Source organism: Cohnella hashimotonis (assembly GCF_030014955.1).
GTDB classification, from domain to species: Bacteria; Bacillota; Bacilli; order Paenibacillales; family Paenibacillaceae; genus Cohnella; species Cohnella hashimotonis.
In genome coordinates this window covers 7,441,917-7,454,349 of sequence record NZ_JAGRPV010000001.1, presented here as the reverse complement: position 1 = coordinate 7,454,349, position 12,433 = coordinate 7,441,917, and the positions used below count along the sequence as shown (strand labels likewise).

10 protein-coding genes are annotated in these 12,433 nt (G+C 61.6%); 4 read left to right on the top strand and 6 right to left on the bottom strand.

Features of this window, described 5'->3' with window-relative positions:
* Nucleotides 1–44 precede the first annotated feature (44 nt).
* Genes KB449_RS29680 through KB449_RS29670 form a run of 3 tightly spaced genes read right to left on the bottom strand, consistent with a single transcriptional unit; the run spans nucleotide 45 to nucleotide 4,052 of the window.
* Nucleotides 45–971: an ABC transporter permease gene (locus KB449_RS29680; RefSeq protein WP_282911805.1), complete on the bottom strand. Its 927-nt coding sequence runs from the start codon at nucleotides 969–971 to the stop codon at nucleotides 45–47.
* Nucleotides 972–995: 24 nt separating this feature from the next.
* On the bottom strand, nucleotides 996–2,690 hold the full coding sequence (locus KB449_RS29675; RefSeq protein ID WP_282911804.1) for an ABC transporter substrate-binding protein: 1,695 nt from the start codon (nucleotides 2,688–2,690) through the stop codon (nucleotides 996–998).
* Nucleotides 2,691–2,720: 30 nt separating this feature from the next.
* The gene (locus KB449_RS29670) at nucleotides 2,721–4,052 is read right to left on the bottom strand and encodes an LLM class flavin-dependent oxidoreductase (RefSeq protein ID WP_282911803.1); all 1,332 of its coding nucleotides are present in this window, start codon (nucleotides 4,050–4,052) and stop codon (nucleotides 2,721–2,723) included.
* A gap of 356 nt (nucleotides 4,053–4,408) precedes the next feature.
* On the opposite strand from KB449_RS29670, the gene KB449_RS29665 reads away from it, so the two are divergent.
* From KB449_RS29665 to KB449_RS29655, 3 genes are read left to right on the top strand one after another with little or no spacing between them, the layout of a single operon-like run.
* Nucleotides 4,409–5,179: an ABC transporter permease gene (locus KB449_RS29665; RefSeq protein WP_282911802.1), complete on the top strand. Its 771-nt coding sequence runs from the start codon at nucleotides 4,409–4,411 to the stop codon at nucleotides 5,177–5,179.
* A gap of 35 nt (nucleotides 5,180–5,214) precedes the next feature.
* The gene (locus KB449_RS29660; protein ID WP_282911801.1) at nucleotides 5,215–6,222 is read left to right on the top strand and encodes a taurine ABC transporter substrate-binding protein; all 1,008 of its coding nucleotides are present in this window, start codon (nucleotides 5,215–5,217) and stop codon (nucleotides 6,220–6,222) included.
* Between the two features lie 13 nt (nucleotides 6,223–6,235).
* Nucleotides 6,236–7,063 carry an ABC transporter ATP-binding protein gene (locus tag KB449_RS29655; RefSeq protein ID WP_282911800.1) on the top strand — a complete coding sequence of 276 codons (828 nt, stop codon included), beginning with the start codon at nucleotides 6,236–6,238 and terminating at the stop codon, nucleotides 7,061–7,063.
* 814 nt (nucleotides 7,064–7,877) lie between these two features.
* Here the strand turns inward: KB449_RS29655 and ssuD are convergent.
* Both ssuD and KB449_RS29645 read right to left on the bottom strand, forming a co-directional pair.
* Entirely contained in the window at nucleotides 7,878–8,999 is a 1,122-nt protein-coding gene (ssuD, locus tag KB449_RS29650) for an FMNH2-dependent alkanesulfonate monooxygenase (RefSeq protein ID WP_282912939.1), read from the bottom strand.
* A gap of 338 nt (nucleotides 9,000–9,337) precedes the next feature.
* Complete coding sequence (locus tag KB449_RS29645; protein ID WP_282911799.1) at nucleotides 9,338–9,934, bottom strand: TetR/AcrR family transcriptional regulator; 597 nt, start codon at nucleotides 9,932–9,934, stop codon at nucleotides 9,338–9,340.
* Nucleotides 9,935–10,148: 214 nt separating this feature from the next.
* Here KB449_RS29645 and KB449_RS36735 point away from each other — a divergent pair, with 214 nt between their 5' ends.
* The gene (locus KB449_RS36735; protein WP_282911798.1) at nucleotides 10,149–11,258 is read left to right on the top strand and encodes a discoidin domain-containing protein; all 1,110 of its coding nucleotides are present in this window, start codon (nucleotides 10,149–10,151) and stop codon (nucleotides 11,256–11,258) included.
* An 85-nt stretch (nucleotides 11,259–11,343) separates the two neighbouring features.
* Here the strand turns inward: KB449_RS36735 and hprK are convergent, their stop codons facing one another.
* Nucleotides 11,344–12,258, bottom strand: a complete 915-nt coding sequence (gene hprK, locus KB449_RS29635; RefSeq protein WP_282911797.1) for an HPr(Ser) kinase/phosphatase — start codon at nucleotides 12,256–12,258, stop codon at nucleotides 11,344–11,346.
* Nucleotides 12,259–12,433: the final 175 nt, after the last annotated feature.

Below are 12,433 nucleotides of genomic sequence, written 5' to 3'. Positions count from 1 at the left end.
GAAGGCTTCACCCGCCATGCTTGCGCCAACCGCTGCCCCACACCCTAAGCCGCCCGCCGCACCCGCGGATCGATGACCGCGTACGACAAGTCGACGAGCAGATTCACGACGACGTACACGAGCGCGGAAAACAGGATGACGCCCTGCACGACCGGCAGATCCTTCGCCATGATGGCGTCCGCGATGATCCGGCCGATGCCCTGCCTGGAGAACACCGTCTCGATGACGACGGTGCCCGCCAGCATCTCGCCGGCCAGCACGCCGATCATCGTGACGGCGGGAATGAGCGCGTTGCGCAGCGCATGCCGGTACATGACGGCACGCTCCGACAAGCCCTTGGCGCGGAGCGTGACGACGAAGGCGTCGCCGATGACCTCGAGCATGCTGTTGCGGACCATGCGGACGATGAAGCCGGCGCCGATCAGGCCGAGCGTAAGCGCGGGCAGAACGAGCGTCCGCCAGCCGTGCGAGCCCATCGCCGGGAACCATCCGAGCCGAATGGAGAAGATAAGCAGCAGCAGGATGCCGGTCCAGAAGGCGGGCATCGAGATGCCGAGCAGCCCGACGATCCGGGCGATGAGATCGATCGGCTTGTTGCGGTGGATCGCCGACAGCACGCCGAGGAGCACGCCGACGATGACCGACACGGCGGCGCTGCAAGCCGCCAGGGCGAGCGTCGCGGGGAAATGCTTCGCGATCTTGGGCAGCACGGGCTCCGAGTTCAGCACGGATTGGCCGAAGTCGCCGCGAAGCAGCTTGCCGAAGTAATCGGCAAGCTGCAGCAGGAAGGGGCGATCGATTCCGAGCTGGTGACGGAGGTTCGCGATCGTCTCGGGCGAGGCGTTGGAGACGTCGATCATGCTTGCTACCGGGTCCCCCGGCAGCAGGTACATGATGACGAACACGAGCGCGGACGAGCCGACGATGACGAGGAGGGAGGAGAGTATGCGTCCGGTCACGGCTTTGAGCATCGTTTGTTACCCCTTCCCTTCCGTTTACTTGGCCAGGCTGACGTCGTTGAACAGTGGATAGCCCAGCAGGTCGAACTTCAGACCCTGTACGGACTTGGAGGCCGCCACCGTATACGGGAATACGTAGATCGGGAGGATGATCGCCTCGTCCTTGATGCGCTGCTGCACCTTTTTATATAGCTCGGCGCGCTTCGCGTCGTCCTTTTCCACGGCGCCCTGCTCCAGCCATTGATCGATCTCCGGATCGGAGACTTTGGAAAGGTTGCCGAGTGCGCCCTTGGGCGCCGTGTGGTAGAACGCTGACAGCGCGTTGGGGTCCCCATTAACCTGGCTGTTGCCGTAGAGGTCGTAATTGCTGTTTGTGTAAACTTCGGTCAGGATGTCTTTCGTAATAACGACTTCCGTATCGATCCCGATCTTCTTCAGCTGCTGCTGGATGATCGCCGCGATATCGTTGCGCTTCTCGCGGTTTGGAGAGCCGTCGACGTAGCGCAGGGTGAGCTTCTTGCCGTCCTTCTCGCGGATGCCGTCGGCGCCTTTTTTCCAGCCGATCTCGTCAAGCAGCGCGTTCGCTTTGTCTACGTCCGGCTGAACGGCGTTCTCCAGCGAAGTGTCGTAACCGAGCACGCCCGGCGTCAGCGCGGACCAGGCCTGGTCGTAGGTGCCAAGATACAGCGTCTTGACGATGGCGCCGATGTCGATGCCGTATTGCAGCGCTTGACGGGCCTTGGTCTCGCCCCATGGCGCGTGCTCCTGATTGATGAACAGCGTATAAGGAAGCCCGATCGTGTTGGCCTGCAGCACCTGGAAATCCGGATTGCTCTTCAGCGAGACGATGTTCTGCGGAGGCACGGTCTCGGCCGCCAGCACCTGGCCGCTCTGCACGCTGCCGATCCGCGTCGCTTCCTCCGGCGCGATCTTGAAGGTCACCCGGTCGAGGTAGGGCGCGCCTTTGTTGTCGACGATCTCCGGTCCCCAGTTGTAATCGGGATTGCGCTCGACCGTAATCTCGGCGTTTTCTTCCCACTTGACGAACTTAAACGGTCCGGTGCCTACCGGATTTTTGCCGAACTGATCCCCGTACTTCTTCGCGGCCGTCGGGGATACGATGCCGAGAAGAGCCTGGCTCAGATTGCCGAGGAAGGCGCGCGAAGGCGTCTCGAGATTCAGCTTGACCGTATATTCGTCGATGACCTCGGCCGACTTGAAGGGCTTCAGCAGCGCGCTCGCGTTGGCGGCCTTCGTGGCCGGATCGAGGATGCGTTCATAGTTGTACTTTACGGCTTCTGCGTTGAACGGCGTGCCATCCTGGAACTTGACGTCCTGGCGCAGCTTGAACGTATAGCTCAGGCCGTCTTCGGACTCGGTCCATTCGGTGGCGAGCCAAGGCTTGATGGTGTTGTCGGGCAGCTTGACGACAAGGTTATCGTAAATGGTTCGAATGACGCGGACGGCGACGGCGAGACCGCTGCGCTGCGGATCGAGCGTGTCGGGCGAGGTGGCGAGCGCATAGGTCAGCTCGCCGCCTTGCGTGGCGGCGGAAGACGAGGCGTCCGCTTGCGAAGCGGAGGGAGAGGCGGCGCTTGGGCTCGCATCTCCGGCAGCGGCCTGGCCGCCGCCGTTATTGTTGTTGCCGCAAGCGGCAAGCGCCAGCGTCAGCGCGAGCGAGACCGCAAGCAGGATAGAAGTCCATTTGAACGAGCGTTGGGTGCTGTACATCGAATAATCCTCCCGAATGAGTAAAGTGATTTAGGAACGGACCGCAACCGGCGCGGCATAGCGATTGACCGGGAAAGGCAGGCCGAGGTTGCCCCGGAGCGTATCCTGTTCGTATTCCGAGCGGTAAAGTCCCCGCGCCTGAAGCAGCGGCACGACGTATTTGACGAAGTCCGCGAATCCGCCGGGTACGGCCTCGCCGACGATGAAGCCGTCCGCAGCGCTTCCTTCGAACCATTGCGCGAGCCGGTCCGCGACCTTCTCGGGCGTGCCGACGAACGGGCCTTTAGGCGTCATTGTGCGGAGCGCGACCTGGCGGAGCGTCCAGCCGTTTTCTTTGGCTTTCTGCTTGATCCGGTCCGTCGTGCTGCGGAAACTGTTGGTGCCGAGATCGCCGATGTCGGGGAACGGCTCATCGAGCGGGTACGCGGAGAAATCGTGATGGTCGAAAAAGCGTCCGAGGTACAGAAGCGCGTCCTCGACCGACGCGAGCGAGGCGATCTCCTCGTAGCGGCGCTCTGCCTCCTCGTCCGTAGCTCCGACGATGGGCCCGATGCCCGGGAAGATCAGAATCTCGTCCGGCGAGCGTCCGTACTCGGCGGCTCTTCGTTTCACGTCGGCGTAAAACGCCTGGGCTTCTTCAATGGTCTCGTGCCCGGTGAAGACCGCGTCCGCCGTCCTCGCGGCCAGGTCGCGTCCAGGCTCCGACGAGCCGGCCTGGAACACGATCGGGCGACCCTGCTTGGAGCGCGCAACGTTCAACGGGCCTTCGACGGAGAAGAATTCGCCCTTGTGATTCAGCCGGTGCATCTTGTCGGGATCGAAGAACACGCCGCTCTCCTTGTCGCGGACGAAGGCGTCGTCCTCCCACGAGTCCCACAGTCCCTTGGCGACTTCGAGATACTCGGCTGCCAGGCGATACCGTTTCGAATGATCGGGATGTTCGCCCTTATTGAAGTTGGCCGCGGTCGCTTCGCCCGGCGAGGTGACGACGTTCCAGCCTGCGCGTCCGCCCGAGATATGGTCCAGCGAGGCGAACTGGCGGGCGACGGTGAAGGGCTCGCTGTACGAGGTCGACAGCGTGCCGACGAGCCCGATCCGGGAGGTCACCGCACCCAGCGATGACAGCAGCGTCAACGGCTCGAAACGGTTCAGGAAGTGCGGGATCGACTTTTCGCTGATGGTGAGACCGTCGGCGATGAAGATGAAGTCGAATTTGCCTTGCTCGGCCAGCTGCGCCTGCTCCAGATAACGAGGCCAGTTGATGCTCGCGTCCGACGGAATGTCGGGATGCCGCCATGCCGACATGCTCGATCCCACGCCGTGAAGCACTGCGCCCAGCTTAAGTTGTCTGTTCTTTGCCATATTCGAATCCCCCTCAAAATTTAAAATACACAATTCCAGTCTGCGAAGTCGGATTAATAGTAATGATAAGGGCAAATAAGGGCGTTGACTAATAGGAAAAACCAATTCATGGATTGAAATTCTAAATCACAAAATTCCAATTGACTAAGTAGGGATTTGCTGGTAACCTCTAATTTGAATGGTGAATATATATTCACGCTGTAGAACGATCGACCGGAAAGCCGGAGATCCCCTTTAGCCAGACGTGTCGGCATACGCGGCCAAGGGGCTCTTTTGTGTATATTCGCTCTTCAGCTCGAGATTGGCTTGAGGTCGGCACTAGATTAGCACGTATCCGAAAAGGAGGGATCCTCGCCATGTTCACGCGTCACTGGCGTATCTCCGTCGCGGCGGTCGCGGCTGCGGTGATTCTGTGGTGGGGTTTGACGGCGTTGGCTTGGATCAATCCGCTCTTCGTGCCCGCACCTGCTTCCGTATGGAAAGCCTTCCTGGAGATTGCCCGGGAAGGGTACAAAGGCAGTTCGCTGCTGAGCCATATCGGCGCAAGTCTTGCGCGGCTCGGCACGGCGTTCGCGATCGTGCTGGCGACGGCGATCCCGCTCGGACTCGTCAGCGGCTATTCGGCCCGGATCCGCGCGCTGGCAGAGCCGTTCATCGAGTTTTACCGGCCGCTGCCGCCGCTCGCCTACTACACGCTGCTCGTGCTCTGGCTCGGGATCGGCGACGCCTCCAAGATTGCGCTGCTGGCGCTGGCCGGATTCGCACCGCTGTATATCGCGGTCGCGGCGGGCGTCGCCCGCATTCCGCAAGACCGGATCAACGGTGCCCGCTCGCTCGGCGCATCCGGGGGCAGACTGTTCGCGCACGTGATTCTGCCGTCGTGCCTGCCGGATATTTTCACCGGCGTCCGAACCGCGCTCGGCATGACGTATACGACGCTGGTGGCTGCGGAGATGGTGGCGGCGGAGTCGGGGCTCGGCTGGATGGTGCTCGACGCGAGCAAGTTTCTGCGCAGCGACGTTATTTTCGCAGGCATTATTCTCATGGGGATCATCGCGGTGCTGCTGGACGCCTCTATCCGATGGCTGGAGCGCGCCTGGGTGCCGTGGATCGGCAAGGATGTCTAACAGGATCAATTGGGGAAAAGGGAGAGGTTAGTCGTATGTTCAAAAGAAAAAAACGTATGGTTCTCGCTGCGTCCGTCATGCTGCTCGCTGTGGCGCTGAGCGGCTGCGGCGAAGAGAAAAGCGGCGGCTCGCTGCCGAAGGAAGTCACGATCGGCTACCAGGTCATCCCGAACGCGGAGCTGTTCGTGAAGACGCAGGGGCTCGCGGAAAAGGCGTTTCCTGACACGAAGATTAATTGGAAGCAGTTCGATTCCGGCCGCGACGTCAATACCGCGGTTGCGTCGGGCAGCATCGACCTCGGGCTTGCAGGCTCCGTGCCCGTCTCTATCGGGATCGCGAACAAGCTCGCTTATAAGGTTTATTTCCTCCACGACATTATCGGCGACGCGGAGTCGCTGGCCGTGCGCAACGCGTCGGAGATCAAGAGCGTCAAGGATCTGGAAGGCAAGAAGGTGGCTACGCCGTTTGGCTCTACCGCTCACTTCAGCTTGCTGTCCGCCTTGAAGCTGGGCGGCGTCGACCTGCAGAAGGTGACGGTGCTGGACCTGCAGCCGCAGGACATCCTCGCCGCCTGGCAGCGCAAGGACATCGATGCGGCATTCGTATGGAATCCGGTGCTGGCAAAGCTCACGGCCGACGACGGCAGCGTCGTCATCTCCGCCAAGGCGCTGTCCGAGCAGGGCGCGATCACGGCCGACGTGGGCGTCGTGCGCGACAAGTTCGCGAAGGACTATCCCGATTTCGTGAAGCAATACGTCAATGTGCTGGACGATGCGGTCGAGGAATACCGGGCGCATCCGGACACGGTTGCCGAGGCGCTGGCCCCGGTGCTGAGCACGGACAAGGAAGACGCGCTCGCGCAGACGAAGCAGCTCATCTGGCTGACCTCGGAGGAGCAGGCGGACGCCAAGTATCTGGGCGCGGAGAAGGACAAGAGCGGATTTGCCGACGTGCTGAAGCAGACCGGGGAATTCCTGGTCGAGCAAAAGCAGATTCAGAGCGCGCCCGAGCTGTCGGTTTACCAGGAGGCTATACTGCGTTAGGAGCGTGAGCGACATGAGCAGCGTACTCGACATCGCGCCTTTGGCGCCAGCGGTCGGCGAGGTAAGGGGGCCGCGCGCGGCGGCAGCCGTCTCCGTCCGGAACGTCGATCTGACGTACGGGCGGGGCGACAAGCGCAAAAAAGTGTTGGCGGACCTCTCTCTGGACATCGCTGACGGGGAGTTCGTCGTGGTCCTCGGCGCCTCCGGTAGCGGCAAGACGTCGCTGCTGCGCCTGCTGGCCGGCTACGAGTGTGCGGAAACGGGGAGCGTGGAGATGCTGGGCGCCGCGGGCGGTAAGCCCCGACCAGAGGTCGGCGTTGTATTCCAGCATGCCAACCTGTTTCCGTGGCTTACGGTCAGGCGCAATGCCGAGTTCGGACTGCGGATGCGCGGGGCCGGGAAGAGAGAGCGCGAGGAGATAGCAGCCGAGGCGTTAGCCCAGGTGGGCCTGTCCGACGCGGGGCATCAGCTGCCCTATCAGCTGTCGGGCGGCATGAAGCAGCGCGCGGCGATCGCCCGCACGCTGGCGGCAGACCCGAAGATCGTCCTGATGGATGAACCGTTTGGCGCACTTGACGCGATCACCCGGGAGCACCTGCAGACGCTGGTCAAGTCGCTCTGGCTGCAGAAGCGCCGCACCTTCTTTTTTATCACGCACGACGTCGACGAAGCGCTGTATCTCGGGACGCGCATCATCGTGCTGAACGGCGCGCCGGCCCGGATCGGCACCGACAAGCCGAACCCGCTCAGCGGCGGCACGGATAGCGTGTCCAAGCTGCGGCAGCATCCCGACTACGCGACGGAGCGGGAATACTGGCTGCGGCGCCTGGACCGCCATTAAGACAAAGGACGCCCCTCGGAAGCCGGCATGAAGCCGGCGCTCCGGAGGGGCGTTTATGCGCTAGCATCCTCTTGTGCACGAATCTGTCCGCCGGCATCTGGTCCGCTCCGTTCCTGTTTCTCACCGTGCACCATAACAGTGCATCAACGAGCCCTCCACCCGTCCAGCTTCTCGTCTCCCGCGCACCCTGCACCATAATTGTGCATCTGCGCACCGTGCGCTCGTCCACCCCCGCGTCACATGCACCTCGTGCACCATAATTGTGCATCTGCGCGCCGTGCTCTCAACCAACCCCGCGTCGCATGCGCCTCGTGCACCATAATTGTGCATCTGCGCGCCGTGCTCTCAACCAACCCCGTGTCGTATGCGCCTCGTGCACCATAATTGTGCATCTGCGCGCCGTGCGCCCGTCCAACCCCGCGTCACATGCGCCTCGTGCACCATAATTGTGCATCTGCGCGCCGTGCGCCCAACCACCACCGCGTCGCATGCGCCTCGTGCAACATAATTGTGCATCTGCGCGCCGTGCGCCCAACCAACCCCGCGTCGCATGCGCCTCGTGCACCATAATTGTGCATCTGCACGCCGTGCTCTCAACCAACCCTGCGTCTACGCTCCCCGTGCACCGTAATAGTGCATCTAATCGCTCTGCGCTCAACCACCCCCACGTCTCCCGCTCCCCGTGTACAGTGATTGCACCACTCCGTCCCCGCCCCCATCCCGCCCGCCATCCCCGCGCATAACGATTACGCCCCTTCGAATGCCGGCATGCAGCCGGCGCTCCGAAGGGGCGTCTGTTCGAGAGCCGGGCGTCTTACTTGCCCGGCGTATAGTGATAAGCCATAATCTCGCCGCGGGCGGCAGATGCGCTGGCGGTATGCGGCCCTTCGGGCCGCAGCCGAGGGAAGAGCAGCTCGGCCGTGCGGTGAGCTTCCTCGAGATGCGGGTAGCCTGACAGAATAAACGTGTCGATGCCCAGTTCGGCGTATTCCCGCATACGGGCAGCGACGTTGTCTGCCGAGCCGACCAGTGCGGTACCGGCGCCGCCGCGTACGAGCCCGATGCCCGCCCACAGATTGGGGCCGACGACGAGCCTCGACCGGTCGCCGCCGTGCAGGCCCGTCATCCGCTGCTGGCCGTGGGAGTCCATGCGCGCGTAAACCTGCTGGGCTCTCGCAATCGTGTCGTCGTCCAGATGGCGGATGAGCGCGTCCGCGGCTGCCCATGCCTCGTCCTCCGTCTCTCTGACGATGACGTGCAGGCGCATGCCGAAGCGGACGGTACGATTTTCCGCGGCCGCGCGGGCGCGGACCCGCTCGATCTTCTCCCGCGCCTGCTCGGGCGGCTCGCCCCAGGTCAGGTAGACGTCCGCATGCTTCACGGCGACGTCGATGGCGGCGGGCGAAGAGCCGCCGAAGTAGACGGGCGGATGCGGGGATTGGAACGGCGGATAGAAGTTGTACGCGTCCTGCAGCCGGATATGTTCCCCGTCCAGCTCGACCCGCTCCTGCCGGAGCAGTGCGCGCCAAGCCGTCATGAACTCGTCCGTCAAGGCGTACCGCTCGTCGTGTCCGAGGAAGATGCCGTCCGCCGCCAGCTCCTCGGGGTCGCCGCCGGCAACGACGTTGATGAGCAGCCGCCCCCGCGAGTGCCGGTCGAAGCTCGAGGCCATGCGAGCCGCGAGTGCCGGGGACATGAGGCCGGGACGCACCGCGATGAGAAACTTAAGCCGCTCGGTATCGGGTACGAGCATGGAGGCCAGCACCCACGAATCCTCGCAGGAGCGGCCGGTAGGCAGCAGCACGCCGTCGAAGCCGAGATCGTCGGCCGCCATCGCCACCTGCCGATAGTAGGACAGCGTCGCGTTCCGAGCGCCGATATCGGTACCGATGTAACGTCCGTCGCCATAGGTCGGAATAAACCAGAACAGGTTCACGGTGCTCATCCATCCTTTTAACAAAGTGAATAATTGTTCATCATGTGAACAGATTAAATCAATATATCCGATAAGTCAACAAGGATTAACGAATATAAAAAAAGCGGCATCAACGCCGCGAATAGATTCTCGCAGGAGCAGCCGAGGCTCGCGATCGGCGCCGACGATTCTCGTAACCGCCACCGAAGCTCGCCGTCCGCTATTGTATTCTGCGCCGAAGAATCCCGCAGCAACAGCCAAAGCTCGCGATCTGCGCCGAAGAATCCCACAGCAGCAGCCAAAGCTCGCGATCCGCGCCGAAGGATCCCACAGCAGCAGCCGAATCTCGCAACCCCCGCCTAATGCTCCCGCAGCAGCAATCTCAGCGCGCGGTCCGCGATGCCGGACGTCAGCTCGGGCGTATCGGGGATGTCGTGCAGCGTGAGTCCCTCCATCAGGGACACGTAGATCAGCGCCAGCTCCATCGGATCGCCGGGCACCATGTCGCCGGATTGCTGTCCTTGTTCGATAATGGCCGCCATCGGCCTAAGGTTGTCGATGAACTTGGCGCTGACCGCCTGCTTGAGACGGGCCGGGACGGCCTCGGAAGTGCGCGCGTACTGGAGCAGGATGGTGATCGCCCATTCGCGCTTCGCGATCCACTGCTCGGTGTACCAGACGAGCTTGTCCACCGGCGAGCCGGACATCGCCAGCGCCTCTTCGACAAAATCGCGGTATTCCTGCTGCCCGCGGTGAACGAGCGCCTCGAAGATGTCTTCTTTGGAAGCGAAATATTTATAGACGTTGCCAACGCTGACGCCGGCGGTCTCGGCGATGTCCGCCACCTTCGTGCCGGACAGTCCGCGCCTCGCGATGACCGTCAGCGCAGAATCGAGAATCTGGCTGGTGCGGGCCTCGCGCAGTTGTCTGTCTCTGGCCGGATTTCTGGGTGACACGGCGGTCCGACCTCCTTGATAAGACTCGTTCTATTCTCATCATAACGGGATAAAGGCGCAACTTCCACTATGCGACGCAGGAGCGGGATGGGCACCCGGATGGGGCGGAAGACACATCATCCCTTGTCGCTTCACGGTTGGTTTTGCAGGGATTTAACTGCTTCGCAGCGAAATAGCTCTCTCTATATCCAAAATAGAAAGAGAGTCCTTCATAATGACATGGCGCAAAGCGCTGGCGCTGCTGGGGATCGCGGCACTGGTTTGGACGATGCTGGCTTACCCGGCCGACAGCAGAGCAGCGGAATCGCAGAAGACGGCCTGGCTGTCCGCTTACGAGGGAGATTGGGTCGATGAAGCCTTCGCAGAAGACGAAGACATAGACGGCACCTTGCAGGTCGGCGTCAATCCGGACGACGGTACCGTTCGGATCAGCTACAAGGCCTGGTTGGGCGAGACGTATACGTTCGAATCGACCGCGCCGATCGCGGCGAAGGAAGACCGGGCGGTGAGGTGGACGTACGCGTACGAGGATTCGGACGCCAGAGGCGTATACGTTCATAAGGGCAGCGGCACGGTGGCATTCGGATCCGGCAAGATCACGCTCGAGCTGGACGCGCTTCCGTCCGAACTGACCGCATTATTCATCGGCAAGAGAACGTTGATACGCGATCCGTACGGCGACAGAACCTTCACTTCCGCCGAAGCGGTCGCCATCGCGACGGCAGCCTGCAAGTGCAAGCCCTCTGCGCAGGTCGAAGTGGTGATACCCGACGGCGATAATGAAGGCAATAAAAACTGGATTTATTATGTTTGGTTTATCATACGGGATAACTACCGTGTCGAATACAAAGTCAATTTGCACAAACGGCAGGCAGAACTGGTGAAATCGGATTGGGAATACGGATCCTCTCTTAAGGTCGTCAAAGCGACCGCCTCCAGTAAGCTGCCAGGCTCCAAGACAGCATTCTATGGGGCATCCAACCTCGTTGACAAAGACCCTGCAACTTGCTGGTGCGAAGGCGTGAAAGGGCTGGGCGTCGGCCAGAGCGTGAAGCTCTCATTCGCCGAGAAGACGGAGTTGAGCGGCGTCGCGATCGCGCCGGGCTATGGCAAATCGGTCGCATCATATCTGGATAATGGCAGCGTGAAGAAGGCCAAGCTGGTTTTTTCGGACGGCACGGTCCTACTGCTTGATCTAACCAAGAAGCTCAACATCTTTTTCGATGAAAAGGTGAAAGCGTCCAGCGTCAAATTCGTCATTCTCGACGTGACGCCCGGGACCAAGTACGCGGATACGTGCGTGTCCGAGATTCAGTTTTTTTAATCTGATCGCATCGTGCCACGCATCATGCGAAAAGCCTGCCTATCGCTTCTATAGCGTAAGGCAGGCTTTTCGCATGAGGAATGTCTCACTGCATGCCGTTATGGATCCGCTGCATGAACTCCTCCGCGGCGCTGTAACCGAGCTGCTTGAGGTACCAGTTGTTCGCCGCGGCCTCGATCAGGCCGGCGACGTCGCGTCCGGGCTGCAGCTGGATCTCGATGTACGGGATCTTCACGCCGAGGTAGTCGGAGAACTTGGGCTCCAGCTCCAGCGCGTTGCTGAGCTCGCCGTCCCGCCAGGTCGCCAGCTCGATATCGAGCACGATGCGCGTCTCGTCCTGGAATGCCCGGCGGCCGTACTGCCGCACGACGTTGATCAGGCCGACGCTGCGCAGCGCGAGGAATTCGCGCGTCGTCTCGTTGTGCGAGGCGAGCAGCAGCGACGGGCCCAGCTTCTTGAGCACGACGACGTCGTCCGCCACGAGCCGGTGGCCCCTGCGGATGAGCGTGTGCGCCGTCTCGCTTTTGCCGATGCCGGATTTGCCTCGCAGCAGCACCCCGATTCCCGACACGTTCACGCAGACGCCGTGGATGGACTGTTCGGGCGCGAGCGCTTTTACCAGATAGCCGTCCAGCTTCGCGATGAACTCCGTCGTCGGATCCGCGGTCCGCAGCAGCGGAATACCCTCCTCGTCGCAGAACTTTTTCAGATACGGAAACTCCTGCTGGCCCGCGGTAACGATGAAGCAGGGCGGGTGGTACTTGACGATGTTGCCGATATGAAGCAAGCGTTCTTCGACGCTGAGCTGCAGCAAATACGTAATCTCCTTGCGGCCGAGCACCTGCACGCGCTCCATCGGGAAAAACTCGAAGTACCCGACGAACTCTAGGCCCGGACGATGCGCGCGCGAGCGCGTGATCTGCCGGTCCAGGCGGCCGGCGCCCGCCAGCACCTCCAGCTTGAATTGGTCCGCGAGACTCTGTACGGTGATGGACTTCACGTGGCCAACCTCCTTTGATTGCGTACGTATGTAACATACTCTACCCGATGTATTCCCCGGCGGAAAGGCTTATTCCTGCGAAGTCTGCCGGAGTGATAGCGAGAATTCCTGAATCAGGTTAGAAAGGGGGAATAGTCCAGTCTATATGCAGAGCTACATCGGGCTGGTTGGCGGT

Excerpts from the sequence above, each read along its gene's own strand:
- KB449_RS29655 (WP_282911800.1), top strand. The coding sequence starts at position 6,236 with ATGAGCAGCGTACTCGACATCGCGCCTTTGGCGCCAGCGGTCGGCGAG.
- KB449_RS29680 (WP_282911805.1), bottom strand. The coding sequence starts at position 971 with ATGCTCAAAGCCGTGACCGGACGCATACTCTCCTCCCTCCTCGTCATC.
- KB449_RS36735 (WP_282911798.1), top strand. The coding sequence starts at position 10,149 with ATGACATGGCGCAAAGCGCTGGCGCTGCTGGGGATCGCGGCACTGGTT.
- KB449_RS29660 (WP_282911801.1), top strand. The coding sequence starts at position 5,215 with ATGTTCAAAAGAAAAAAACGTATGGTTCTCGCTGCGTCCGTCATGCTG.
- KB449_RS29665 (WP_282911802.1), top strand. The coding sequence starts at position 4,409 with ATGTTCACGCGTCACTGGCGTATCTCCGTCGCGGCGGTCGCGGCTGCG.
- KB449_RS29675 (WP_282911804.1), bottom strand. The coding sequence starts at position 2,690 with ATGTACAGCACCCAACGCTCGTTCAAATGGACTTCTATCCTGCTTGCG.
- KB449_RS29670 (WP_282911803.1), bottom strand. The coding sequence starts at position 4,052 with ATGGCAAAGAACAGACAACTTAAGCTGGGCGCAGTGCTTCACGGCGTG.